A 24,714-nucleotide genomic window follows, 5' to 3' on the forward strand; every position below is an offset into this window, starting at 1 on the left:
ACCCGATGACCACGCACGAACGCACCGCCGAACTTGCCGCCGCCATTGAAGCCGTCAGCCGCGCGGCCCAGGTCACGCAGGCCGTGCAGCGCGAGCTGGTCACCGCCGACACGCTCACCAAGAAAGACCGCAGCCCCGTCACTGTCGCCGACTTCGCCTCGCAAGCCGTGGTCTGCGAAACCCTGCAACGCCACTTCGCCAATGACCCGGTCGTCGGCGAAGAAGACGCCGCCGAGCTGCGCGACGAAGCCAACGAGCCGCTGCGTGCCTCCGTCGTCGAACACGTGCAACGCGCCCTGGCGGACATCGCGCCCGCCACCGAAGCGCAGGTACTCAGTTGGATCGACCGCGGCCACGCCGAGGGCGGCGCAAAAGGCCGCTTCTGGACGCTCGACCCCATCGACGGCACGAAGGGCTTCCTCCGCGGCGAGCAGTACGCGATCGCACTGGCGCTGATCGAAGATGGCGAGATCGTCTTCGGCGCGCTCGGCTGCCCCAACCTCCCCTCGCCCGCCGACGAAGGCGAAGGCCTGCTCATCGTCGCCAGCCGGGGCGATGGCACGTGGATGACGCCGTTGATTTTCGAAGGTGAATCTGAGTTGCAGCCCGTGCACGTCAGCGACATCGCCGCCGCCGCCGACGCGAACTTCTGCGAGTCAGTCGAGTCCGGCCACAGCGATCAGGATCAGTCGGTGCAGATCGCGAAGAAGCTCGGCATCACCGCCGAGCCCGTCCGCATGGACAGCCAGGCGAAATACGCCACCGTCGCGGGCGGCAGCGCCGCGATCTACCTGCGTCTGCCGACACGGCCGGGTTATCGTGAGAAGATCTGGGACCACGCCGCGGGCGTGATCGCCGTCGAAGAGGCCGGCGGCAAGGTCACCGACGTCGCCGGCAAGCCGCTGGAGTTCGGCCACGGCCGACAGCTCGAAGCCAACCGCGGCGTCATCGCCACCAACGGCCGCATCCACGACGCCGTCGTCGCCGCCGTCCGCGACGTGCTCGAAAGCTGAATCAAGACCAACACCCAGCCGTCAGCCGGTCACGTCGATCCGCCCGCCCGTGTCCGCCGACTGCCCGAGACCATTGCCGCCCGAGCCGTGGTTCTTCTCCTGAAGTTCCACCGCTTTATCGAGCATCTCCATCTCGGCTGCGCCGCGCTCGCGAGCGATATCCATCGCCTTCGAAGCCACCTTCATGCCCACCTCACTCATGAGTTGGGCGTGCGATCCAATAGGGCTGATTCCACTCATATCAAAGCGCATCGACCACCCCACCCCCACAACTTGAACCAACCCGTTGTTTTTCACCCCCGCAACCATTCAAACGTCCGATATCGACGCCTCACCCCGTCGAGTTCCCACACCCCCCGAAGCCCACACCGTCACGGTGTGGGCTTCCCACCCTCCTGCTCATCATCATCCTCAAGAAACTCTTCCTCCTCACCATCCTCATCATCATCGAGCAACATCTCCTCCTCCGGCTCGTCCGCTTCCCCTGGCTCCCTCGGTTCCCCCGGTTCCTCCAACTCTTCCCCATATTCCGCCTCGTCCGCCTCATCCACCGCCTCGCCCGCGGCACGCTTGGCCCGCAGCCGTTCGCGACGCTCCGCCCGCAGCTTCGCCTGCTCGTCCGGCCAGTCGTACTGCATCTGCCCCGTCTCCGGGTCGCGCCAGTCCGTTGCCTCGTCATGCACCAACGTCAGCTTCGCCTGCTCGTCTTCCGTGCGAGGCTCCAGCCGAATCTCGCCGCCCGCGTCTTCCTGCAATACGCGAACCTTGTTCTCACGCACCAGCTCCAGCGTCGCGAGGAACAGGCCGATCATCTCGCTGCGATTCGTCCGCCCGACGAAAATCGCCTGCAACGTCATGCCGCCTTCGCGTTGCAGTCGATCGTAGATGTCCGCGGCATGCAGCGAGATCGGCGTGTCGTCCACCGTCACCTGGTGATCGCCTTGATGCCCGATCGAGTCCAGCATCCGCGAGAACGCCTGGCAGAGGTCCATCACGTTCACATCGTCCAGATCCAGCTCGATCGGCTCGGCTTCGCCTTCCGCCTTCTCCGCCGTCTGCGCCTTCACCGGATGGATCGCGAACCGTTGGCTCCAGCTCTCCTGCTGTCGCTCCAACGCCCGCGACGCGTCCTTGTACCGCTTGTACGCAAGCAACTGCTGCACCAGCTCGAACCGCGGATCGCGCTCCGGCTGCGCATCCCCCTCGCCCGCTTGCTCACCCTCGTCCGCCTGCTCGCGCGGCATGAGCATCTGGCTTTTGATTTCCAGCAGCGTCGCCGCCATGACGAGAAACTCCCCCGCCTGGTCCATGTCCATGAGCTCGATCAGCTTCAAATGGTCGAGATACTGCTCGGCCAGCTTCGCGACAGGGATGTCGTGCAGATCGATCTCATGCCGTTTCACCAGGTAAAGCAACAGGTCCAACGGCCCGGCATACGCCTCAAGCTGCACGCGATATTCACTCATCCCCATAGTGTCGAGCTTCCCCCCCCCACTTTCAAGTTCACGCCCCGCTTTCTCCTATAAAGCCCACGGATGGCATCCGTGGGATTCGCTCAAACTTGAAACTCCCAACTCGAACCTCGACACTACCTTGATGACCACCCCCGACCAGGCCGACTTCGCCCGCCGCGTCCTCAACGCCGAGGCCGACGCCATCCGCCACATCACCATCGACGACAGCTTCCAGCAAGCCGTCAACCTCATCATCCAGCACGACGACGGCAGCCCCCGCACCGGCAGCCTCATCATCTCCGGCCTGGGCAAAAGCGGACTCATCGGCCAAAAGCTCTCCGCCACCTTCGCCTCCACCGGCACGCCCAGCCAGTTCCTCCACCCCTCCGAGGCCGTGCACGGCGACCTCGGCCGCATCCGACGCGGCGACACCGCCCTCCTGCTCTCCTACGGCGGAAACACCGAAGAAGTCGTCACACTCGCCGAACTGCTCCGACAAGACAGCCTGCCCACGCTCGCCCTCGTCGGCAAGCCCGACTGCGACCTCGCACGACTCGCCACCGTCACCCTCACCGTCGGCGACGTCACCGAAGCCTGCCCGCTCAACCTCGCCCCCACCGCCAGCACCACCGCCATGCTCGCGCTCGGCGACGCCCTCGCCCTCGCCGTCGCACGCCAACGCAACTTCGGCGTCGAACAGTTCCGCAAGCTCCACCCCGGCGGCGGCCTCGGCAGGCAACTCACCCCCGTCACCCAGGCCATGCGCTTCAAAGCCGCACCCCCCGCCGACGCCAACCTCCCGCTCATCCACCCCGACCGCACCGTCGAGCAGGCCTACGCCGAGGCCGAGCAGTTCGCCAAAGCCTCCGGCCTGCGACGCGCGGGCGCTCTGCTCATCGTCGACGACCAAGGCAAGCTCGCCGGCATCGTCACCGACGGCGACCTCCGCACCGCACTCATCCGCCAGGGCCCCGACGCCTGGCTTGGCCCCATCCGCCAGATCATGACCACCCACCCGACCACCCTCCCCATCGACGCCCTCGTCCGCGACGCCGTCCGCATCGTCCGCGAGCACCGCTTCGACGAGATCCCCATCGTCGACGAAAACCACCACCCCGTCGGCCTCATCGACGTCCAGGACCTCGCCGCCCTGAAAGTCATCGAAGGCTGACTACGACCCCACCCCGAAGCCCACGGCGTCAATCCGTGGGCTTCCCTCCCCAACTAGAAACTAGAAACTCAAAACTCGAAACGCTTATGACCCTCCCCGACCCAACTGCCAACATCGACCACCTCAAGCTGCTCGTCCTCGACGTCGACGGCGTCCTCACCGACGGCTCGATCACCCTCACCGAGCAAGGCCACGAGATCAAACGCTTTCACGTCCGCGATGGCCTGGGCATCAAACTCCTCCGCGACAACGGCATCGACGTCGCCATTCTCAGCTCCCGCGCCAGCCGAGCCGTCACGCTCCGCATGCAGGAGATCGGCATCACCCACGTTCTGCAAGGCGTCGCCGACAAAGCCGCGGGCCTTGCGACCTTGCTCAACGACATCAACATCCCCGCCGCCGAAGCCGCCTACATGGGCGACGACCTTCAAGACCTCCCCGCCATGCGCAAGTGTGCCTACCGCATGACCGTCGCCGACGCGAGCAAGCCCGTCCGCGACGCCGCTGACTATGTCACCTTCACCCAAGGTGGCCACGGCGCGGTCCGCGAAGCCGCCGAGCACCTGCTCCGCTCGCAAAACAAATGGCGCACCGCCCTCGCCCCCTACACCAACGATTAACTTTCGCACCACCCCACAAGCCCGAGCCCCCCGAAGCCCTCCCAACAACAAACTCGAAACCAGAAACTCGAAACCCCATGCCTCGCAGCCTTCATATCACCAGTCTCACCAACCCGCGTATCAAGCAGGTCGTCCGCCTGCGTGAGCAGCGTCACCGCCGCAAGCTCGGGCTGTTCATCGCTGAGGGTTCGCGTGAGATCACGCGTGCCTGCGCCGCCGGCCTGCCCATTGTCGAGCTATATCACTGTCCCGAGTTGCTCGACCAGCCCGGCCGACACGACAGCGCTGCAATTAACCGCCTCGCCACCGGCCTTCCCGCCGACGCGCTGGTCGCCGAGTTGCCCGCCGCCGTGTTTCGCAAGATCGCCTACGTTCGCGAGCCCGAGGGCGTGCTCGCCGTCATTCCGCAGCCGACGTGGTCGTGGGACGACCTGCCCGCCGCCGCCACCTCGCCGCTTTGCCTGGTGACGGTGGGCATTGAAAAGCCGGGCAATCTAGGCGCGATGGTCCGCACTGCCGACGCCGCCGGCGCCGCTGCCGTCGTCACCGCCGGCGCGGTCGTCGACCCGTTCAACCCCAACGCGATCCGCACCAGCACCGGCGCGGTCTTCACCCTGCCGACCATCGCCGCCAGCGAAGCCGAGGCGATCGACCGCCTCACAACGCTGGGCTACCGCATCTTCGCGAGCACGTTGCAGCAGGCCGTGCCCCATACCGATGTGGACTTCACCGGTCCGACCGCGATCGTCATCGGCCCGGAAGACGTGGGGCTCGCCGACGCCTGGCTCGCTGCCGCCGACCGCACCGCAGGCCGCCGCGTGCACATCCCGATGCACAGCCGCACGGTCGACTCGCTCAACGCCGCCGCCGCCGCCGCCATCCTCCTCTTCGAAGCCACCCGCCAACGCCACCGCTAAGCCGCCCCCACCACAAATCCGCCAACGCGAAATGCCGCGTGCAAAACGCTATCCTTAATGCCGACATGAAATACCAGCCACACGAAATCGAACCGCGCTGGCAAGCGTGGTGGGACCAGAACAACACCTTCCGCACGCCAAACCCCGGCGAGCCCGCCAACGGCAAGCTCGACCCGGCCAGCCCAAAGTTCTACGTGCTCGACATGTTCCCCTACCCCTCCGGCGTAGGCCTGCACGTCGGACACCCGCTCGGCTATATCGCCACGGACATCGTCGCCCGCTACAAACGCATGCGCGGCTACAACGTCCTCCACCCCATGGGCTTCGACAGCTTCGGCCTCCCCGCCGAGCAGTTCGCCGTCGAGCACGGCGTACACCCACGCATCACCACCGAACGCAACATCGAAAACATGGTCAGCCAGCTCAAAAAGCTCGGCCTCGGCTATGACTGGTCACGACGCGTCGCCACCACCGAACCCGCCTACTACAAATGGACCCAATGGGTCTTCCTCCAGCTCTATCACAGCTGGTTCGACCCCACGCAAAACCGCGCCCGACCCATCGCAGAACTCGAACAGGCGCTGCAAGCCGGCGATATCGAAATCGGGCCCGACGGCGAGCTCGTCTTCGAAGGCGCGATGACCGGCCTCGAACCCATCGCAGGCGAACAGGTCTTCACCCGACGCTGGTACGACCTCACGCCCAAACAGCAACGCGCCCTCATCGACGAGTACCGCCTCGCCTTCCTCGACGAAGTGCCCGTCAACTGGTGCCCCGCCCTCGGCACCGTGCTCGCCAACGAGGAAGTCACCAACGACAACCGCTCCGAGCGCGGCAACCACCCCGTCCACAAACGCCCGCTCAAGCAATGGATGCTCCGCATCACCGCGTTCGCCGAACGCCTCATCGACGACCTCGACCTCGTCGACTGGCCCGAGCCGATCAAGCTCATGCAACGCAACTGGATCGGCAAAAGCGAAGGCGCGGAAGTTCACTTCCCCATCGTCGGCCCAACCAACGACGCCGAAGTCGCCAGCGACACCAACGACACCGGCGACGTCATCACCGTCTTCACCACCCGCCCCGACACGCTGTTCGGCGCAACCTACATGGTGCTCGCTCCCGAACACCCGCTCGTCGAAGCGATCACCACCGCCGACCAGTACCACGCCGTCAACGAATACCGCAAGCAGGCCGAAGCCAAGGCCGACATCGACCGCCAGGCCGACACCAAAGAAAAGACCGGCGTCTTCACCGGCGCTTACGCCATCAACCCCGTCACGGAAGAGCGCATCCCGATCTGGGTCGCCGACTATGTCATGATGGGCTACGGCACGGGCGCGATCATGGCCGTGCCCGCCCATGACGATCGCGACTTCGCCTTCGCCAAGCAGTTCGACCTGCCTATCCGCGCCGTCGTCATGCCCGACGACGACTGGCTCGAAGCCCACGCCATTGAAAGCCAGCAAAACCCAGGCAGCTCCGCGTCAGACGCATACCTCGCAGACGCGGGCGCTTTCGACAACGCATTCGTCGGGCACGGCGAAGCCGTCAACTCCGTCAACGACGAAATCACCCTCAACGGCCTGCCCACCGCCGACGCGAAGCAAGCCATGATCCAATGGCTCAAACGCAAAGACATCGGCCACGGCCAGGTGCAATACAAACTCCGCGACTGGCTGTTCAGCCGACAACGCTACTGGGGCGAACCATTCCCCATCGCCCATTGCCCGGAAGGCGGCACGAAAGCGATCGACGAAGCCGACCTCCCCGTCGAGTTGCCGGAGATGGAAGACTTCCGCCCAGCCGCATCGGACGACCCGGCCGCCCCGCCGCAGCCGCCGCTCGGCCGCGCGCCCGAATCATGGAAGTACGTCGAAATCGACGGCGAACGTTGCCAACGCGAGCTGAACACCATGCCCCAATGGGCCGGCTCATGCTGGTACTACCTCCGCTTCCTCGATCCGCAAAACAGCGAACAACTCGTCGGCCAGGCCGCTGAGCAATACTGGATGCAAAGCCCCAAACGCAGCGGCGGCACACACGCCGGCGGCGTCGACCTCTACGTCGGCGGCGTCGAGCACGCCGTGCTCCACCTGCTCTACGCTCGCTTCTGGCACAAAGTCCTCTACGACCTCGGCCACGTCAGCACGCCCGAACCGTTCGGCCGACTGTTCAACCAGGGCTACATCCAAGCCTACTACTACGAAGACCAGCGCGGCATGCGCGTGCCCGTCGATGAAGTCGTCGACCAGGACGGCAAGCCCGCTCGCGAAGTGCAGGACGAAAAAGGCAGGCAGTTCTTCCACCAGGGCAAGCCCGTCAAGCAGATGTACGGCAAGATGGGCAAAAGCCTCAAAAACGCCGTCGCCCCCGACGATGTCATCAACGAACATGGTGCCGACGCGCTTCGCCTTTACCTGATGTATCTCGGCCCGCTCGATCAGTCGAAGGTCTGGTCCAGCCGTGACATCGTCGGCGTCTCGCGCTTCCTCCAACGCCTCTGGCGAAATCTCGTCAACGAAGACACCGGCGACCTGCTCGCCACCGACAGCGAACCCGACGACGAGCTTCGCCACCTGCTGCACAAGTCGATCAAGCGCGTGACCGACGCGCTGGACTCGCTGTCGCTGAACGTGGGCATTGCGGCACTCATCGAACTCAACAACGCGCTGGTGGCGTTGGACCGCGTGCCTCGCGAGGTGGCCGAGCCGATGGTGCGGATGCTCTCGCCGCTCGCGCCGCACGTCGCGGAGGAGTTGTGGCATCGTCTGGGCAAAGCGGGCTCGGTGGCGGACGCCGACTGGCCGAGCTATGACGAGTCGCTGCTGACGCGTGCGACGGTCGAGCTGCCGGTGCAGATCAACGGCAAGATGCGTGGCAAGATCACCCTGCCCGCCGACGCGGACGAGGCGGCGGTGGAGACAGCCGCCAAGGCCGACCCGAAAATCGCCGCGGCCATCGAAGGCAAGACGCTGCGCAAGGTCATCGTCGTGCCCGGCCGAATGGTGAACCTTGTGGCGAATTAACTTTCATTCAACAACCGAATAATTGCAATCCCCTTGGCGACGCGCGTGCTGCAACCGCATAGTGTGTCAACGAAGGCCCGACAGCGCCCGCTGCCGGGCAGTACGTGACGCAGAGGCGCGGAAAAACTGCCAAGGGAGGCGCGATGATGTTCCACACGTTCACCCGTTCGTTGCCTTGCGGATCGTTGGCGTTGCTGGGCCTGGCGATGACCTTACTCGCGCCGATGCACGATGCGTCGGCGCAGGACCGCACTCGGCCGCATGTCGTCACGCGCGATGGCCCCGTCGCCGAGGCCGATACGCCCTCGACGGTGCAGCGGTTGCCCATCGATACGAATCGCCCCGAGGGGCCGCAGTTGATACGTCGGCAGATCGTCGAGCCCGCCGCCGTGGTCAGCCGGGCGCTCAGCGAACAGCCTGTGCTCCCGCATCTGGCCGAGGTGCGCGTCGGCGGCGTCACCGTGCTCGTCGACCCGCAGGTCGATTACCGCCGACCGACAGGCGGCATCGACAAGAACCACACCATCATCCGCGCGCAGCGCCTGCACCAGGCCGCGCAGCCCGCCAGCCCCGCTCGCGTGGTGCGTCATCACCATGCAGACCAGCCCGACCCCAGTGCGACGACGCGCCCCACGCCGCGGGCGATCTTCCTCCGTCCCGCACCGCCACAACAGCAGCCACCGGCCGACGATCGCGATGACCTGCTCGTCCAAAGCGAATGACCGCACCGCCGCGGCGCTGTTACCATGCAACCATGGGTTTATTTGACGGCACGTCGCTTGAGCGTCCGGTCACCTGCCCCGTCTGCCACAAGCCGACGGACGCGTGCACCTGTCCGCGTAATGCGGCTGGCGAAGTCACCTCGCCGCGCGATCAGCCGGCGCGCGTGCAGCGCGAAAAGCGGCGCGGCAAATGGGTCACCGTCGTCACCGGCCTCGACCCGCACGCTTCCGACCTGCCCGCGATGCTCAAACAGTTCAAGCAGAAATGCTCCGCCGGCGGCGGCCTGCACCCCGACGGCTTCGAAATCCAAGGCGACCACCGCGACCTCATTGTCGCCGAGTTGAAAAAGTCAGGCTATCCCGCCAAACCTTCAGGCGGCTGACGCACTTGAAGCCCACGGCGTCACGCCGTGGGCGTCTACCTCATCCATCGAGCCCGAGTTTGACCGGGTCATCCGTCTTAAATTGAAATTCGCGAGCGCGTCACATCACGGCACGAGGAAACTGTCGTCCGGCGAGCTGGGCAGCTCTCGGCCGGTGAAGGTCTTCACGCCGTCCGCCACCCAGAAGTTGGTCGAGTCGCCTCGGCCGGGGATGCGAAGCATCGGGCTCACCGTCCAACGCACGCCGCCGTCGGCGGTCAGCAGGCTCTGCCCGCGGCCGTCGTGGATGCGGCTCGCCGCGGTGCGCGGCGTCTTCTCGTCAAAGCTCATGCCGCTTGCGCCCATCACAAACAGCGGGTTTTTGTCCGCCAGCACCGCGGCGTGCCCGCTTCGGCTAAGTCGCAGCGGATCGCTGGTGTACTGATTCTGATAGCTGTACGACACCGCGTCGGGCGACGGCCAGTCGATCTGATTCTGCGTCAACTGCTGCACGAAGGCGGCGCTGTTTTCCGGGCAGGCCAGCGTCTCCGGCTCGACATAACGTTGGCGAATGAGAATGAACAGGTGAGCCGTGTTGGACGGGCTCGCCCCGTGTTCGTGGTCGGGCTGTTGGCCGACGTTCCACCAGGTCGAACCGGGCTGCACGTGGCCGCGCGGCATCATGCCGTTGTTGGCCGCTGCATATTGACCAAACGCCATGCCCGCCTGTTGCAGGTTGGACGCACACGCGATCCGCCTTGCCTCCGAGCGGTTGTGTTCGAGCACGGGGAACAGCAGCGACACCGCCACGACAAACGCCGCCGCCGCCATCGCCACCTGCCGCCAGCCCACGCCAAGCGTCGGCTCAGGCTCGGTGAGCATCTGCACCTGCGTCGCGAACCGTTCGCGCTGCCGCGCCGCCTGCACCGCCGCGATCGCCCGCCGCACGCCTGCCTCCTGCTCGTCGCCCGACTCGTCCGGGCCCACGGCATCAAGCAGCCCCAGCAGCGATTCGACCTTCTCGCGCCGCTGGGCGTCCGTTTCCGACATCGTCGCTTTCACAGCCGAGCCGTCCACGATCGCGTCCAGCACCGGCGCGTCGGCCGGGCTGACGTAGCGAATCTGTACCGGCTGCTCCAGCTGCTCACGACGACGTGCCTGTTGATCGCGTTTTTCACTCATGCCAACTCACCCTTGATCCTGCCCCGGCTTAACATCCCCACCGCCACCATTGCCCAATTCCTGCTGCCTGGCGTCGAAGCGACTCTTCCAAAGCTCGGCGAACGTGCCGACCGCCGCGTGCAACCGGCTTTTCACCGTGCCCAGCGGTATGCTGAGCATCGCGGCGATCTCCTTGTAGGCGAAGTGGTTAAAGTACGCCAACAAAAGAACTTCGCGCAAATGGTCCGGCAAGGCGTCCACCACCTCCTGAACCAGCTCCCGAGTCTCCTGCTTCTCCAGATCCTCCATCGGTAACGGCAGGTCGGCTTCGAGCAAATCCACAAACGTTCGGCCGTTGTCCTGGTTCGCATTCACCAGAGCCGACAACGGCGCCGCCCGCTGCCGAGAGTTTCTACGCAGGTAGTCCCTTGCTTTGTTCGCTGCAATCGTAAAAAGCCACGGCTTGAAGTTTCGGGTCGTGTCGAATGTATCGATCGACAGGTGCACCTGGAGGAAGGTTTCCTGGAACAAATCCTCCGCCGCGGCCCGGTTATTGACGAATCGCAACAGGAAATGGAAAAGCTCCGGCCGAAACCGCCGCACCAACATCTCAAACGCCTTCTCGTCGCCGTCACGGTAACGAAGCACCACCTGCTCGTGGCTGAGCTCGTCCAGCGACTTGTCCGCGTCGTCTTGCATGCGGTGGAATTCTAGGGGATCGGAGGGGTTTCTGGTTTCTTGTTTCTGGTTTCTCGTTCTGATTCGCCCGCCAGCCGCCCGCCAACTGAAGAGCGGGGCGAGTACATCAACCAGAAACGAGAAACCACGAACCAGAAACCCCGATCGCGTCAGCGATCAATCCAACGGATTGATCACAAGCCCTGTTGCAAGTTTCGGGTAGAAATAGGTGCTTTTTTGCGGCATCAGCTCGCCCGCTTCGCTCACCTGTCGAACGCTGTCCAGCGGCGTGGCACGCATCACGATGCCCACCTGGTAGTCCGGGCCGTCCACCATCTGCTTGAGCACCGACAGTTCATGCGGGAACTTCCACGTCACCGACGCATCGCCGGGCGTGAAATTCGCCTCGCAAAGCTGCTCCACCACCAGATGTTGCAAAATCGCCACGTCCAGCGTCCGCCACGCCTCGGCCCGGTCCGCGAACCGCTCCGCCAGCGGGTCATCCGACCGCGTCGCCGCCACGACCATCGGCGTCTCGGCCGCGGGGTCGTAAATCCCGAACGCATGCTTCGCCGGGTGGTCCACCACCGCCTTTTCCAGCGCCGCCACATCATCGCCCGCCACCGGCTCGAAGCTCAGTTGCTCGCCTGCGAGTTCCTGGAACTTCGCCAGCGACCAGCCCTGCATCCCGCCAAGCACGCGATGCGTCGGCAGCACGATCATGCCCGGGTCCTGCATCGAGATCAGCACGAACAGGCACTCGCCCGCTCGGCCGGGGTCTTTGCCCGCCTCGATCAGCTCGTTTTTTAAATTCAACGCCGTGTTGTAGCGATGATGTCCGTCGGCGATAAACACGTCGCGAGCCAGCAGCGCCGCGCGGAACGCGCCGACCGTCGGCCCATCGTCGACCACCCACACCTCATGCATCACGCCGTCGTTGGTCTTGCCGTGATAGCTCGCCTCGCCCGACTCGACGGTCTGCGTGAGCAGCGCGCCGACTTCCTGCTCCGGGTCGGAGTACAGGCCGAAGATCGGCGAGAGCTGGGCCTGCGTCGCCTTCATCAGCTTCAGGCGGTCCTGCTTGGCTTCGGAGAACGTCTGTTCGTGGGGGAAGACGCCGCCCTTGCCGTTTTCGCCGGGGCCGAACGGCTGCGTGGGAATGTTGGCGATCAGGCCCCGCCGTTTGAACTGCTGGCCGGCGACGGTGTAGGTCTGCTGATACACAAAAATCGCAGGTGTCTCGCGTCGCTTGAGCACGCCCGCCTTCAGCCAGTCGCGGAACCGCTCGCCCGCCGCGACGTAGACCGGGTCGGGCCCGAGCGTCTTCGCGGGCGTGTGCGGCAAATCGACCGCGACGACATTGTGCTCGTTCCGCTTGAGCAACGCCGCCTTGCTGTCCGCGTCCAGCACGTCGTAAGGCGGGGCAATGCGGTCGGAAACGTCTTCGTTACCACGGTCAGCGAAAGTTACGGCAGGAATCGGGTGAATCTCAGGCATAATTCTGTCAGGTCTCGGGTCTAAGGTCTCAGGTGCGCCAAAGCCCCCAAGGATAAACGAATTCGCCCTCTCTGTGGGCGCTCCCCCCAAAGCCCACGGATGTAGCGCAGCGAATGCGTGAGACACCCCTGCACGCAACACCCTCTAACCCCCGCATAATTCGCCGATTTGACCCTGCCCGCCCTTTACGCGATAATGCCCGGCTCGCTGCAATGCACACGAGGAATATGCCATGATCGACAATGTCACACCCGGCCAGACCATCCGCGTAAAGGTCGTCAAGCACCCGACCAATGCGTCGGCTCGCAAGACGCTCACCCGCATCCTCAGCAAGGATGCCGACGTTAAGCGCGAAGACGATCGCCTGCGAAAGGTCCGCAAGACCAGCGCCAAGCACAAGCAGCGCGGCGGCCGGGACTGGACCAGCTACACCGTCAAACAGCGGCCGGTCACCGGCGACATCGGCGACGAAGGCACGATCTTCGCCAGCGTCGACGTCATCCGCGACCTCGGCAGCGTCAAGCGCTTCGTCGAAGTCAGCCAGGCCTGACCTCGCCCCACCCACCGACCAACACCATCGCCCCGTCGTTGCAAGCAACGACGGGGCGCTTTCATTTGTGCCGCCCTACAATAAATCTTGCCCTCAGCGAACGCCGCAGCCAGACCACACCGCCACCGACCACGTTCAGCACTGCCGGACCGCCCATCGTGACAGACCCCGCTCAAGCAACCCGTGACGCATCCGCAGGCCCGGCCCATCGCGTCCGCTGCTTCAAGGCCGACGGCCGACGCGCCGTCTGGCTGGTGCAACGCCCCGGCCAACCCGCCACCACCGTCAAGTGCTGGCCCCTCACCCCTGCGCTGTTGGTCAAGCTCGCCCTCGGCCGATCGCAGGCCCAACGACAGGCCCGCGGCGTCTCCTGGCTTCAAGCTGCCGGCATCGCCACCACCGCCGTCGCGCGGGCCTGGCACTTCACCCGCCACGGCAGCCGCTTCATGGTCGAACTCGAACTCGACCACGCGCCCGGCCACACCGTCCACGAACTCGTCGTGGAAGGCAAGCTCGCCGACCCCGCCCTCGCCCGCCACGTCGGCCAATCCGTCGGCCGCGCCGCCGCCGCCATCGCTCACGCCAACCTCTTCCACGACGACTTCAAGCCCAGCAACCTCGTCATCGACCTCGACCACCACCTCGATGCCCAGCTGATCGTCATCGACACCGCCAGCCTCGAACGTGCCCGCCGACGTCGGCCAACCGCCATCCTCGCCGAGATGCTGCACAAACTCGGCATCCCCTTGCGCGAAGCGGGCGTCACCACCCCGCCCCCCCTCTGGCGGGCCGTGATGCGCACCGCCCTGCTCGGCCTCACCCGAGCCGACCGCCGCGCCGTCATCCAGCGCGTCCGCCAGCTATACATTGACCGGCAACGTCGACAAAACCATTAAAAAGCTAGGCCCACCCACCACCGCCAGCTAAGATGGCTCTCATAAAGCCCACGGATAAAATCCGTGGGTTCCCAAAGGCCCCAGACATTTCCACCCCAACTGCCTGCAATGATCGGGCTCGTCCCACCGTTGAGCCGATATTCAGGTCATGGGCGTGCGGTGGTGACAGAGGCGGGCGTCATGGCAGTAAACACTTCGTTCAGCCGACTCGCGGACGACGACTTCGGGCCTGCACAGGCCCGCCACCTGTTACGTCGCGCCGCCTTCGGCCCCGAACCGGGCCAATCCGCAAAGCTCGTCGAAATCGGCCTCGACGCCGCGGTCGACCAACTCGTCGACTATCAAACCATCAATTGGCGCCTGCCCAACGCCCAGGTCGACCCCGACCTCATGCGCCCCTACACCCCCGAAGAGCAGCGCCGACGCCAGCAAGCCCGACGCGCAGGCGACCAGGACACACTCGACCGCCTCATCGAAGAACGCCTGCGTCGGCTCGGCCAGGACCGCGCCATGTTCCACGAGCTTCAGCAGTGGTGGCTCGACGTCATGCTCCGCACCCCCCGCCCGCTGGAAGAAAACCTCACGTTGCTCTGGCATGATCACTTCGCCACCCGCCACCGCAACGTCCGCAGCACATTCCAGATGTACCAGCAGAACATGCTCTTCCGCCAGCATGCCAACCGCAGCTTCGCCGACCTTGCCTTCGGCATCGTCCGCGACCCGGCCATGCTCCGCTTCCTCGACAACAACCTCAACCGCCGATCCAACCCCAACGAAAACCTCGCCCGCGAGCTGATGGAACTGTTCACCCTCGGCGAAGGTAACTACACCGAACAGGACATCAAAGAAGCCGCCCGCGCCCTCACCGGCTACCACGTCGACCACAACGACTTCCACTTCAACCAGCGTGCCCACGATGGCGGACAGAAAACCATCCTCGGCCGACGCACGAGCTTCGACGGCGACACGCTCGTCCGACACCTGCTTCAGCAAAACGCCAGCGCCCTCTTTGTCGCCTACAAGCTCTACCGCCACTTCGTCGCCGACGTCATCCCCGACCGCGCCACGCCAACGCAGGTCGCCGCCATCCGCCGACTCGCCACGCTCGTCCGCCGCAACGAATACCGCCTCGCCCCCGTCCTTAAAACGCTCTTCAAAAGCCAGCACTTCTACGACGCCGCCATCGTCGGCAAAAAAATCAAAAGCCCGACGCAACTCGCCGCCGGCTCCGTGCGGATGATGAACACCCCCCACCGCGATGCCGGCGCACTCCGCGCGACCATGGAACAGCTCGGCCAGGCCTACTTCGATCCGCCTTCCGTCGCCGGCTGGGACGTCGGCCGAGCGTGGGTCAACACCTCGACGCTGTTCACGCGACAGAACCTGTGTCTGTATCTGTTGACCGGCCACCCGGCCGTGCCGCGCGCGTCGCGCAACAGTCGGCCGTACGACCCGATGCCGCTGATCGCTCACCTGCCCGAAGCCGATCGCACACCCGAAAAAGTCATCAACGATCTGGTCGACCAACTCGTCGGCGACCACATCCCCGCCGACCGCCGAACCTCGCTCGTACGCGACCTCGAACGACGCGCCGGTGCGACCGTCCGTGCCGACGCCCTCGTGCCCGCGCTCGTGCTGATCACGACCATGCCGGAGTACCAGTTGTGTTAGCAGTGCTCACGTTCAGCCCACGCAGACCGCGCGAGGCCGACGACACCGCAAACGCAACGACGAAGAGATAAACCATGAGCGACAAACACGCCTTCACCCGTCGCCAGTTTCTCCACACAGGCCTGGCCATGCTCTCCACCGTCGGCAGCGTGCCCGGCTTCCTGCCCAACGCCGCCGCCGCGATGACCGACGTCGACAGCCTCGTCAAAAACAAGCCCGGCGTGCCCGATGACCGCGTGCTCGTTGTCGTCCAGCTCTCCGGCGGAAACGACGGCCTGAACACCGTCATTCCCTTTGGCATGCGCGAATACTACAACGCAAGACCCAACATCGCCGTGCCCGAACGCGATCTGCTCGTCGTCGATCCAAACACCGGCATCGGCCTGCACCCCGGCCTTCGCGACCTCTACGAAATGCTCGGCGAACGACGCGCCACCATCCTCCAGGGCGTCGGCTATCCGAACCCCAACCGCTCGCACTTCGCCTCCATGGACGTCTGGCATTCCGGCATCACCGACACCAGCGGCTCCGGCCAACGCGGTCGCGGATGGATCGGCCGAGCCCTCGACCACGCACGCCAAAACGACATCACCACCGACGCGCACGGCATGGAGTGCATCACCCTCGGCACGACCGCGCCGCTGGCAACGCTCGGCCGCGACGTCCGCCCCGTCACCTTCCAACGCCCCAACCTCTTCCGATGGCACGGCGGCAACCAAGACGAAACCCTCACCAGCACCTACAACCAACTGCTCGAACAAACATCACAAAGCCCACGGAGCGCATCCGTGGGAACGCCCAACGGCACACCCAAAGAAGACGACCCCGCCGCGTTTATCTTCCGCACCGCCCTCGACGCGCAGGTCGCTTCCACCAAAGTCCGACAAGCCGTGCAACAGGAATCGAAAACCCGCTTCCCCGGCGGCCCGCTCTCAAGCCAACTCGAAACCGTCGCCGCGATGATCCGCGCCGAGCTGCCCACGCGCGTCTACTACGTCGCCCTCGGCGGCTTCGACACGCACGCCAACCAGTTCGGCCCGCACAACAACCTGCTTCAACAGTTCGCCGGCTCTGTCCGCGCCTTCTACCGCGAACTCGACGCGACCGGCCACGGCCACCGTGTGGTGACGATGGCCTTCTCCGAGTTCGGCAGGCGCGTCCGACAAAACGCCTCGCAAGGCACGGACCACGGCGCCGCCGGCCCCATGTTCCTCTTCGGCGACCACGCCCGCCCCGGCCTGCTCGGCGATCACCCGAGCATGAGCAACCTCGAAAACGGCGATATCACCTATAACATCGACTTCCGAAGCGTCTACCGCGATGTGCTCGAAAACTGGATGAAACTCAACGGCGACGCCGCCTTCGCCCGCACCGTCCAGCCCGCCGGCATCGTCCACGTATGACGTGACCGCAGCCCCCCACCAAGCCCAACAACACCCACGAAACCCAACAACACCCAGGACGCCCACGGCGTCACGCCGTGGGCGTCTTGCCCCCCGCCAGCACGCGCATCTTCGCCACTTCCAACAACATCCGCTGCTCCCCGCTGGTCAGTTCCTTCAGAATCAGATCGTTCGGCTGATCGCGTTTATGGCCGATGACCAATGGTCCCTCGATCGTCTCCTTGAACGTGAACGACTGATTGCGATACAGCAACACCACGCCCGGATGAATTGCGCGGTGCACGATCAACTCCGTGTGTCGCCGCTTCTCCAGCAGCGCCTTAAGCGCCGTCTGCTTCGACTCCAGCGCGTCGCGTTGTTGCTTGAGGTTCGCTTTCGTCACCTTGAGGTTGTTGAGCAATTCTTCCGCAGCCGGCCCGCCGCGATGGGTCATCACGTTGAACACCTCGGCTTCTTCGTCGCTCAACTGCTTGTCGATTTTGAAAATCATCGCCGCCGCCTGCGCGATGCCCGCCTCGATCGCCGGTGCGCTGCCGATCGCCAGCCGCGTTTCATGCCCCGCCTGCGAGCCGAGGTCGCGCAGCACGACCCGCCCCGTCACCGCCATCTCCCCGCCCATGAGCACGCCCCGCTCCGCCCGCAACTCGCCGCCGACGCTGAGCTGGCAGTTGACAATCTCACGCTCGACCTCCAAGTGCCGTCGTACCGTGCCCGTCACGCCGCTGAGATACCGCGCCGTCATGTCCCGGCCGACTTCAACGCTGCCCTTCTCACGCCCCGCCATCCCGCCGTCTGCGTTGAAATTCTGCCCCGCCACAATCCGCGCCGCTTCCACCAGCCCCATCACCTGCACGCTGCCGGTGGTGCGTACCTCGAACAGATCGCGCACTCCTTCGCGGACGATGACATCGCCCTCGAAGCGGATATGGCCCGTGCTGAAGTCGACGTATTCCTCAACCTGCAGACACGGGTCGACGCGGAGCGTACCGTCTTCGTGATGCAGCACGCCTGTCATCACTGCGGTGCACTCGCCGTCGTCAGCCAGTTGCACACTGGCAGTGTCTACCCGCAGTTCCGCCTCGCGCACCGGCCGCGGCATAGCCGGCTCACCCGTCACAGTCATGCCCGCCTCGCCTTCGACCGGCGGGTGCAGCCGACCGATCCGCTGCTCCTTCATCACCATGATGAACGGGGAGTGGCTGTAAAAGTCCGCCGGGTCGTCATTCGCTCCCGCCTTCGGCTGGCGGGCCGGATCGCACTTGCGGTCCCATTCGAACCAGCCGTGCTCGCCCTCGGTGGGCGGGTCGCCTTCAAGGGTGACCTCGACCATCTCGCGAGGCTCCGCCTGATAGCGTGCCACCGCATCACGGATCGCCCCCGTCCACGCCGACCGCTTTGCCAGCCCCGCCGCCTCCAGTTCCGCCAGCACCGCCTGCCCCGTTACCTCGCTCGGCTTGAGGTTCGGCGGCACGGACAGCGTCGCCGACATGCGGTCGTCAGACACTTGTATCGCAAACTGTCCGCTTTTCGTACGGCCGGTCATACAACCTCCAGCCCCCGCCAAACCCAACATCCCCCTCAAACCGAAGCACCTGTGACATAGGCGCAAGATGACCCCCTGTATCGGTTATATCGACCGATTCAGGGGGTCATCTTGTTACACCCATACAAGAATTGCCCGCAATAAAGCCCAGGGACGGCCGTCCCTGGGCTTTGCACAATCGCTCCACCCCTTACAAACCTCCCAACCGGCAACACCTCCCCATCCCACTTATCACATCACCTCACGCCCGCGGCCGCGTTGTCGCCGCCGTCGCCTCGTGGCGGGATCGCTCCTGAGCATGCGAAACCACGGCACCGATAATGAACACCGCCGTCAGCACCAGATGCAGCCAGTGGTCAGCCATGTTCATATTCAGCGCTTCGTTGATCCACTGCACGCCGAAGAATCCCAGCAGCATCACCAGGCCGTACACCACCGCGAAGACCCACAGCGTCGTCCGCGCCGCGACTTCGCTGGCAAAGCCCAGCCCCAGCAGCACCACGCCTGAGAGCAGGTGGACCCAGTTGTGCAATGTGTTGACTGAGAAAATACCTAGCACGTGGTCGTCACCGAAGAACCCCAGCAGGGCAATGAGAATGAACACGACACCGAGGACGCGCGCCGTCCACCGTGCCGCCGTGGCCGGGTTCAGGTCATGTCGATGGGCATCGTGTCGCCGTTCCGTTGGACGATCGTTGGCAGCTCGTTGCATGGCCTTGCCTCCTTGCATGGCGTGAGTCGAAGTCACATCAATCAGGCCGGCTCCGAGCGAAGGCGGTTTACCTGCACGGACGTTAATAGCGCGGCCGACGTGCAATCCTAGGATTCGCAATCCCCGCCATGGCTGCCGCTCACCCCAATGTCCGCAACGAATCCTTAAAACCAGAGTCTTCCGGATGTTTTCACCCGGGGACCGCCTCACGGCCACCCCACCCGGACTAGAATGGAACCATGACCACCACCGGCAAGATCCTGCTAACGATCGGCTGCGTGTTGATCGTCGTCGGCGGAGCGGTCTGGCTCGCGGGACGTCTGGGCTTCCGCGGCCTGCCCGGCGACATCGTCTACGAGGCCGACGGCGTGCGGGTCTACTTCCCGCTGGTCACCTGCCTCGTACTCTCCGCCGTGGCTACACTGGTAGTCTGGCTCTGGCATGCGTGGACGCGATAACGCCCACAACACCCAACAACGCTTCGAGGAGCGATTCGTGCGTATAGCAATCATCGGCGACATCCACCACTTCCGACTCAAAGTCGACTTCAAACGACTGCTCGGCAAACGACTGCTCGGCCAATCGAACCTCTGGTTCAACCGCCGATTCCGGTTCAACCACAGCCTGCTCGATCTGGTCATCGAACGCACCGCCGAGCTTCAGCCCGACCTCGTCCTCCTCACCGGCGACGTCACCACCACCAGCCTCGAAGACGAGTTCTCCGACATCGTCCGCTACTTCGAACCGCTCGCCCAAACCGCCCCCGTGCTCATGGTCCCCGGCAACCACGACCGCTACACCTTCCGCTCGGCAAAGAGCCGACGCGTCGAAACCATCATGAGCTCGCTGCTCCCCCGCGCCTTCCCGCATCACCAAAAGCTCTCCGACCGCTGGCACCTGCTCGGCCTCGACTCCGCCCGCCCGCAAGTGGTCTTCTCACGCGGTGAGCTTGGCCAGGAACAGTTCCAACGCACCGCCAAGATCCTCGAAAGCATGAAAGAAGACGAAGGCGTCCTCGTCCTCTGCCACTACCCCGCCTCCACCCCGCCCGGCACGCCGCGAACCTGGGCCCACGACATGGCCGAGGGCGAAAAACTCGACAAGCTGCTCGAAAAATGCCCCGCGCGCGTCGTCTTCGTCCACGGCCACATCCACAAGCCCTGGCACTGGATCCGACGCAACGGCCAAGGCCCGCACCTGACCTGCGTCAACGCCGGCGCTCCGTGCATGACCAGTGCCAACTACCCCATGGGCCAAGGCTTCTGGGAACTCCAACTGCCCGACGACCCCCACCACGAGCTGCACCTCACCCACCATGTCCCCACCCCCGACGGGCATTACGGCACGTTCGGCGCCAAGGGCCGTGCACGCCACGCCGACGCGACATGGCAAGTCCGCCGCGTCGTATAATCCACACTCACGCAAGAAGCTGAACCCCTGCGCGTATATGGTCGATGTAAGAAAAACTGATTTAACCAAACACCAACGTCTTTTGTGATACAAACCGCTGATGAGTCGCCGCGCGGCTCGCAGCGGAATCTTCCGGCCTGTTCAACCATCGCTCCCCAACTGAGGACTCGCCCATGTGTGGCATCGTCGCTTACGTCGGCAACCGACAAGTCACCCCACTGCTCATCGAAGGCCTCAAGCGCCTCGAATACCGCGGCTACGACTCCGCAGGCGTCGCCGTCGTCTCCGCCGATCACGGCACGCAGGTCTGCCACAGCGTCGGCCGCGTCAGCGTCCTCGACGACAAGCTCAACGCCGAGCCCGATCGCTTCCGCGCCACCCTCGGAATCGCTCACACCCGATGGGCCACCCACGGCGAGCCCAGCGAGGCCAACGCTCACCCACACCTCGGCAAAACACGCGACGGCCACACCATCGCCCTCGTCCATAACGGCATCATCGAAAACTACGCCTCCCTGCGCAAATACCTCGAAGGCAAGGGCCACACCTTCACCAGCCAGACCGACACCGAAGTGCTCGCCAAGCTCATCGCCGAGCTCTACCAGCCCGACAATAAAAAAGGCGGCGGCCTCGAAAAAGCCGTCCAGTCCGCCCTCCGTGAAGTCACCGGCGCATACGCCATCGCCGTCGTCTGCGACGCCGAGCCGCACACCCTCCTCTGCGCCCGCAAGGGCAGCCCGCTGATCATCGGCATCGCCGAGGACGCTTACGTCGTCGCCTCCGACGCCGCCGCCATCATCAGCCACACCACCCAGGTCATCACCCTCGACGACTACCAGGTCGCCCGCCTCTGCGCCGGCCCCGACGACAAGCTCACCACCACCGGCGGACCGTGGGCCGTCGACTTCCGAACCACCACCATCGACAACGTCCCCGTCACCCAGCAGGTCTCCGAACTTGAGATGGACCTGCAACAGATCGAGCTCGGCGGCTACGAACACTTCATGCTCAAAGAGATCATGGAGCAGCCCGAGTCCCTGCGTAACTGCTTCCGCGGCCGACTCGATCACCGCGAAGGCCGTGTCGTCCTCGGCGGACTCAGCAAATACACCCGCGACCTCGTCCGCGCCAAACGCTTCATCGTCACCGCGCAAGGCACGGCCTACCACGCCGGACTCATCGGCGAATACCTCCTCGAAGACCTTGCCAAAGTCCCCGCCCGCGCCGCCTACGCCAGCGAATTCCGCTACCGCAACCCCATCATCGAAGACGCCTCGGTCATCCTCGCCATCAGTCAGTCCGGCGAAACCGCCGACACCCTCGCCGCACTCCGCGAAGCACGCGAACGCGGTGCGCTCGCCCTCGGCGTCGTCAACCAGGTCGGCTCAACCATCAGCCGCGAAACCGACGCCGGCGTCTACCTCCACGTCGGACCGGAAATCGGCGTCGCCTCCACCAAGGCCTTCGTCGGCCAGGTCGCCGTGCTCACGCTGATTGCCCTCTACGTCGGCCGACGTAAATTCCTCGCCGCCGACGTGCTCGCCCACTACATCGACCAGCTCGAAAAACTGCCCGACCACATCCAGACCGTCCTCAAACAGTCCGACCACATCCGCGACTGCGTGGAGAAAGTCGTCGACCGCGACAACTGGCTGTTCCTCGGCCGCGGCTACAACTACCCGGTCGCACTCGAAGGCGCGCTCAAGCTCAAAGAGATCAGCTACATCCACGCCGAGGGCATGCCCGCCGCCGAAATGAAGCATGGCCCGATCGCGCTCATCGACGAAGGCATGCCCGTCGTCTTCATCGCGCCGCGCGGCAGCCAGTACGACAAGGTCATCTCCAATATCGAAGAGGTCAAAGCCCGCGGCGGACGCATCATCGCCGTCGCCACCGAAGGCGACGAAGAAATCAACCGCTACGCCGACTTCGTCTTCCGCGTCCCCGACGTACCCGAACCCCTCCAGCCGTTGGTCACCGTCGTCCCCCTCCAACTGCTCGCCTACCACGGCGCTGTCCTCCGAGGCCAGGACGTCGACAAACCCCGCAACCTCGCCAAAAGCGTCACCGTCGAATAACCCACCGACGCCTCCGCACATCACATCCACCCCCAATAAAGCCCACGGGTTATTAGGATTATCCCGCAGGGCTTGAATCTATTGAGGCGTAAACTCATTAAAAAATGGTTTACTCCTCTTTCTGTGTGGTGTGGCCTCTCGGGATACCTTCACAATCAGACAGATGAATCAGGCCCGCAGACATATCAGCCATGCCTTGATTCACCCTGTCTGAGAGCATTGCAACGGGTTCCGGCGGAGCCAGCTTGCTATCCGACCGTGGATCAATCCTGCCCCTACCACCGTGGCCACGCGATCCAGCAGTGTGTTTATCGGATTGTTCGCACCCCTGATGCTCGTCCGGGTGCTGACTTGGCACGCGTTGAAGCGCGGCGAGGGCTGTTCCCGGCGATGGTCGTTTCATTCTGACAGCCGCCGGCAGGGACACGGCAAAGGGGGATTGTACCCGATGCCCAAGCTGTTCCATCCGCGCTTGACGGTGATCGCCTACGCCACCCACCGCGCGACCTGGCCGTCCAGGTGCAGTGCCTCAAGATCGAAAACGAGATCCTGAGGAGCAAGCTGCCCAAGCGGATCACGGTGACCCCGGCGGAGAAGGCCCGGCTGGTCAAGTTCGGCAAGAAGGACGGCGGCGCCATGCGGGATTTGATCACCATCGTCACGCTGCGGACGTTGGCCCGGTGGGTGAGCGGTGGTACCAGCAAGTCAGCGGCGACGAAGCGCACGCCCGCCCCTGCCCCGCCACTGAACGGGCAGGTTTCATACACGTTCTCAGGCGAGTTGCCCGACGGCCTGCTGAAGCAGGTTGAACAGACGGTCGACTTCCATGCGGGTCGGCTCGTCGAGTTGGTAGCCCACCGGGCCCCGGACAATCGCGTTGCGGAAGACGCCTTGTTTTATGAGCAGGTGCTTTTCGATCGCGAGGAAGGCGTCGAGGCAGTTCTGCATGCCGATCAGCGCCATCAAAGGCGGAGAGATGCGGTTCACGGATTCCACGTCGTTGACTTCGAGTGCATCCCACAGCGCACGAATCGCCCAGGGGATGTCCGCACCGGGCATGGTGCCGACGATGCCGCGGCGGTGGCTGTCGACCAGCGCGAGGCCGCCCGTGCCTTCGAAAATTCGGGCCTGGCCGTCAGTGGCTTCGCGAAGCGCGGTGAGCCGAGGGCCGATCGGCGCGGCTTCGGGCTTGAAGTAAATCCGCGAGCCGAGGTCGCACAGCAAGCGGGCCTGTATGGTGATCGACATGGGCTTGCCCACGTAACCGCTGGCATCCTGCACGATCACCGGCAGCGATGTGGCGAGGGTGATCCGCTCGTAGTAGCGACGGATTTCGCATTCATCGGCGGCGATGGCGATTGGCGGCACGGCCATGACGGCATCCACCCCCGTCTGCTCGGCGGCACGCGTCAGTTCGCAAGCCAGGTAGCTGCTTTCCGCGCCGACGCTGGTGATAATGCCGCGACGCCCGCCGGCGTGCCGAACGAGAAAGTCGCCCACATCGCGACGCTCGCGCTCAGTCAGGCGAAGCACTTCTGAAACCATCGCCACGACCAGGCCGTCCGCGCCGTGGGCGTAGAGCCAGTCGGCTTCACGGGCAAGCGTGTCGTAGTCAATCGACTCGTCATCGTGATAGGGCATCTGAACCACCGGCAGGACACCGGCGATTGCACGGACGTTCGAGGTCTGGTGTGTCATCGTAAATCCACTGGGTCGTCCAGCAAGTTTGAAGCAAAGTAGTCATCCAACGCCGCGATCGAGCTGTCGAGCAGCTTGCGAGCATAGCATTCGGCTTGCTCGCCCTGCCGCGCTCCGATCAACTCGGCA

The 24,714-nt window shown here is 64.6% G+C and carries 22 protein-coding genes; 14 read left to right on the top strand and 8 right to left on the bottom strand.

What is annotated here, in order from left to right; all coding sequences use genetic code 11:
- Positions 1–5 precede the first annotated feature (5 nt).
- Positions 6–1,013 carry a 3'(2'),5'-bisphosphate nucleotidase gene (locus ACERK3_16380; GenBank protein MFA9479861.1) on the top strand — a complete coding sequence of 336 codons (1,008 nt, stop codon included), beginning with the start codon at positions 6–8 and terminating at the stop codon, positions 1,011–1,013.
- Between the two features lie 21 nt (positions 1,014–1,034).
- Here the strand turns inward: ACERK3_16380 and ACERK3_16385 are convergent, their stop codons facing one another.
- Together ACERK3_16385 and ACERK3_16390 are read right to left on the bottom strand one after the other, a co-directional pair.
- Complete coding sequence (locus ACERK3_16385) at positions 1,035–1,199, bottom strand: hypothetical protein (GenBank protein ID MFA9479862.1); 165 nt, start codon at positions 1,197–1,199, stop codon at positions 1,035–1,037.
- A 185-nt stretch (positions 1,200–1,384) separates the two neighbouring features.
- Complete coding sequence (locus ACERK3_16390; GenBank protein MFA9479863.1) at positions 1,385–2,479, bottom strand: ScpA family protein; 1,095 nt, start codon at positions 2,477–2,479, stop codon at positions 1,385–1,387.
- Positions 2,480–2,609: 130 nt separating this feature from the next.
- Between ACERK3_16390 and ACERK3_16395 the strand changes: the two genes are divergently transcribed.
- From ACERK3_16395 to ACERK3_16420, 6 genes are all read left to right on the top strand, one after another.
- The gene (locus tag ACERK3_16395) at positions 2,610–3,638 is read left to right on the top strand and encodes an SIS domain-containing protein (GenBank protein MFA9479864.1); all 1,029 of its coding nucleotides are present in this window, start codon (positions 2,610–2,612) and stop codon (positions 3,636–3,638) included.
- 86 nt (positions 3,639–3,724) lie between these two features.
- Positions 3,725–4,258, top strand: coding sequence for a KdsC family phosphatase (locus tag ACERK3_16400; GenBank protein MFA9479865.1), 534 nt, complete (start codon positions 3,725–3,727; stop codon positions 4,256–4,258).
- A gap of 77 nt (positions 4,259–4,335) precedes the next feature.
- Entirely contained in the window at positions 4,336–5,175 is an 840-nt protein-coding gene (locus ACERK3_16405; protein MFA9479866.1) for a TrmH family RNA methyltransferase, read from the top strand.
- Positions 5,176–5,240: 65 nt separating this feature from the next.
- Entirely contained in the window at positions 5,241–8,204 is a 2,964-nt protein-coding gene (gene leuS / locus ACERK3_16410) for a leucine--tRNA ligase (protein ID MFA9479867.1), read from the top strand.
- Between the two features lie 143 nt (positions 8,205–8,347).
- Positions 8,348–8,926: a hypothetical protein gene (locus tag ACERK3_16415; protein MFA9479868.1), complete on the top strand. Its 579-nt coding sequence runs from the start codon at positions 8,348–8,350 to the stop codon at positions 8,924–8,926.
- 32 nt (positions 8,927–8,958) lie between these two features.
- The gene (locus tag ACERK3_16420) at positions 8,959–9,309 is read left to right on the top strand and encodes a translation initiation factor (GenBank protein MFA9479869.1); all 351 of its coding nucleotides are present in this window, start codon (positions 8,959–8,961) and stop codon (positions 9,307–9,309) included.
- A gap of 105 nt (positions 9,310–9,414) precedes the next feature.
- Here ACERK3_16420 and ACERK3_16425 read toward each other — a convergent pair whose 3' ends face one another.
- The 3 genes from ACERK3_16425 to ACERK3_16435 all read right to left on the bottom strand — a co-directional run bounded on the left by ACERK3_16425 (position 9,415) and on the right by ACERK3_16435 (position 12,624).
- Complete coding sequence (locus tag ACERK3_16425; GenBank protein ID MFA9479870.1) at positions 9,415–10,470, bottom strand: hypothetical protein; 1,056 nt, start codon at positions 10,468–10,470, stop codon at positions 9,415–9,417.
- 6 nt (positions 10,471–10,476) lie between these two features.
- Positions 10,477–11,148: an RNA polymerase sigma factor gene (locus ACERK3_16430; protein ID MFA9479871.1), complete on the bottom strand. Its 672-nt coding sequence runs from the start codon at positions 11,146–11,148 to the stop codon at positions 10,477–10,479.
- Between the two features lie 156 nt (positions 11,149–11,304).
- The gene (locus tag ACERK3_16435; protein MFA9479872.1) at positions 11,305–12,624 is read right to left on the bottom strand and encodes a DUF1015 domain-containing protein; all 1,320 of its coding nucleotides are present in this window, start codon (positions 12,622–12,624) and stop codon (positions 11,305–11,307) included.
- A gap of 232 nt (positions 12,625–12,856) precedes the next feature.
- Here ACERK3_16435 and ACERK3_16440 point away from each other — a divergent pair, with 232 nt between their 5' ends.
- The 4 genes from ACERK3_16440 to ACERK3_16455 all read left to right on the top strand — a co-directional run bounded on the left by ACERK3_16440 (position 12,857) and on the right by ACERK3_16455 (position 17,144).
- On the top strand, positions 12,857–13,174 hold the full coding sequence (locus ACERK3_16440; protein MFA9479873.1) for a hypothetical protein: 318 nt from the start codon (positions 12,857–12,859) through the stop codon (positions 13,172–13,174).
- 158 nt (positions 13,175–13,332) lie between these two features.
- On the top strand, positions 13,333–14,070 hold the full coding sequence (locus ACERK3_16445) for a hypothetical protein (protein ID MFA9479874.1): 738 nt from the start codon (positions 13,333–13,335) through the stop codon (positions 14,068–14,070).
- Between the two features lie 180 nt (positions 14,071–14,250).
- The gene (locus tag ACERK3_16450; protein MFA9479875.1) at positions 14,251–15,741 is read left to right on the top strand and encodes a DUF1800 family protein; all 1,491 of its coding nucleotides are present in this window, start codon (positions 14,251–14,253) and stop codon (positions 15,739–15,741) included.
- A 74-nt stretch (positions 15,742–15,815) separates the two neighbouring features.
- Positions 15,816–17,144: a DUF1501 domain-containing protein gene (locus ACERK3_16455; GenBank protein ID MFA9479876.1), complete on the top strand. Its 1,329-nt coding sequence runs from the start codon at positions 15,816–15,818 to the stop codon at positions 17,142–17,144.
- A gap of 70 nt (positions 17,145–17,214) precedes the next feature.
- Here ACERK3_16455 and ACERK3_16460 read toward each other — a convergent pair whose 3' ends face one another.
- Together ACERK3_16460 and ACERK3_16465 are read right to left on the bottom strand one after the other, a co-directional pair.
- The gene (locus ACERK3_16460) at positions 17,215–18,687 is read right to left on the bottom strand and encodes a DUF342 domain-containing protein (GenBank protein MFA9479877.1); all 1,473 of its coding nucleotides are present in this window, start codon (positions 18,685–18,687) and stop codon (positions 17,215–17,217) included.
- 241 nt (positions 18,688–18,928) lie between these two features.
- Positions 18,929–19,399 (bottom strand): DUF4383 domain-containing protein, encoded by a 471-nt coding sequence (locus tag ACERK3_16465; protein MFA9479878.1) that lies wholly within the window; start codon positions 19,397–19,399, stop codon positions 18,929–18,931.
- A 239-nt stretch (positions 19,400–19,638) separates the two neighbouring features.
- Between ACERK3_16465 and ACERK3_16470 the strand changes: the two genes are divergently transcribed.
- From ACERK3_16470 to glmS, 3 genes are all read left to right on the top strand, one after another.
- A complete protein-coding gene (locus ACERK3_16470) occupies positions 19,639–19,857 on the top strand; it encodes a DUF2905 domain-containing protein (protein MFA9479879.1) in 219 nt (72 codons plus the stop codon).
- Positions 19,858–19,894: 37 nt separating this feature from the next.
- On the top strand, positions 19,895–20,809 hold the full coding sequence (locus ACERK3_16475; GenBank protein MFA9479880.1) for a metallophosphoesterase: 915 nt from the start codon (positions 19,895–19,897) through the stop codon (positions 20,807–20,809).
- Positions 20,810–20,982: 173 nt separating this feature from the next.
- On the top strand, positions 20,983–22,887 hold the full coding sequence (gene glmS, locus ACERK3_16480; protein MFA9479881.1) for a glutamine--fructose-6-phosphate transaminase (isomerizing): 1,905 nt from the start codon (positions 20,983–20,985) through the stop codon (positions 22,885–22,887).
- A gap of 771 nt (positions 22,888–23,658) precedes the next feature.
- On the opposite strand, the gene ACERK3_16485 is transcribed toward glmS, so the two are convergent.
- Positions 23,659–24,585, bottom strand: a complete 927-nt coding sequence (locus tag ACERK3_16485; protein ID MFA9479882.1) for a dihydrodipicolinate synthase family protein — start codon at positions 24,583–24,585, stop codon at positions 23,659–23,661.
- Positions 24,586–24,714 lie beyond the last annotated feature (129 nt).

Source organism: Phycisphaerales bacterium AB-hyl4 (assembly GCA_041821185.1).
In the GTDB taxonomy this organism is placed as follows: Bacteria; Planctomycetota; Phycisphaerae; order Phycisphaerales; family Phycisphaeraceae; genus Natronomicrosphaera; species Natronomicrosphaera hydrolytica.

Bases quoted from the DNA above. Each gene is read 5' to 3' on its own strand.
- ACERK3_16380 (MFA9479861.1), top strand. From the start codon at position 6: ATGACCACGCACGAACGCACCGCCGAACTTGCCGCCGCCATTGAAGCC.
- ACERK3_16385 (MFA9479862.1), bottom strand. From the start codon at position 1,199: ATGAAGGTGGCTTCGAAGGCGATGGATATCGCTCGCGAGCGCGGCGCA.
- ACERK3_16390 (MFA9479863.1), bottom strand. From the start codon at position 2,479: ATGAGTGAATATCGCGTGCAGCTTGAGGCGTATGCCGGGCCGTTGGAC.
- ACERK3_16395 (MFA9479864.1), top strand. From the start codon at position 2,610: ATGACCACCCCCGACCAGGCCGACTTCGCCCGCCGCGTCCTCAACGCC.
- ACERK3_16400 (MFA9479865.1), top strand. From the start codon at position 3,725: ATGACCCTCCCCGACCCAACTGCCAACATCGACCACCTCAAGCTGCTC.
- ACERK3_16405 (MFA9479866.1), top strand. From the start codon at position 4,336: ATGCCTCGCAGCCTTCATATCACCAGTCTCACCAACCCGCGTATCAAG.
- leuS (MFA9479867.1), top strand. From the start codon at position 5,241: ATGAAATACCAGCCACACGAAATCGAACCGCGCTGGCAAGCGTGGTGG.
- ACERK3_16415 (MFA9479868.1), top strand. From the start codon at position 8,348: ATGATGTTCCACACGTTCACCCGTTCGTTGCCTTGCGGATCGTTGGCG.
- ACERK3_16420 (MFA9479869.1), top strand. From the start codon at position 8,959: ATGGGTTTATTTGACGGCACGTCGCTTGAGCGTCCGGTCACCTGCCCC.
- ACERK3_16425 (MFA9479870.1), bottom strand. From the start codon at position 10,470: ATGAGTGAAAAACGCGATCAACAGGCACGTCGTCGTGAGCAGCTGGAG.
- ACERK3_16430 (MFA9479871.1), bottom strand. From the start codon at position 11,148: ATGCAAGACGACGCGGACAAGTCGCTGGACGAGCTCAGCCACGAGCAG.
- ACERK3_16435 (MFA9479872.1), bottom strand. From the start codon at position 12,624: ATGCCTGAGATTCACCCGATTCCTGCCGTAACTTTCGCTGACCGTGGT.
- ACERK3_16440 (MFA9479873.1), top strand. From the start codon at position 12,857: ATGATCGACAATGTCACACCCGGCCAGACCATCCGCGTAAAGGTCGTC.
- ACERK3_16450 (MFA9479875.1), top strand. From the start codon at position 14,251: ATGGCAGTAAACACTTCGTTCAGCCGACTCGCGGACGACGACTTCGGG.
- ACERK3_16455 (MFA9479876.1), top strand. From the start codon at position 15,816: ATGAGCGACAAACACGCCTTCACCCGTCGCCAGTTTCTCCACACAGGC.
- ACERK3_16460 (MFA9479877.1), bottom strand. From the start codon at position 18,687: ATGACCGGCCGTACGAAAAGCGGACAGTTTGCGATACAAGTGTCTGAC.
- ACERK3_16465 (MFA9479878.1), bottom strand. From the start codon at position 19,399: ATGCAACGAGCTGCCAACGATCGTCCAACGGAACGGCGACACGATGCC.
- ACERK3_16470 (MFA9479879.1), top strand. From the start codon at position 19,639: ATGACCACCACCGGCAAGATCCTGCTAACGATCGGCTGCGTGTTGATC.
- glmS (MFA9479881.1), top strand. From the start codon at position 20,983: ATGTGTGGCATCGTCGCTTACGTCGGCAACCGACAAGTCACCCCACTG.
- ACERK3_16485 (MFA9479882.1), bottom strand. From the start codon at position 24,585: ATGACACACCAGACCTCGAACGTCCGTGCAATCGCCGGTGTCCTGCCG.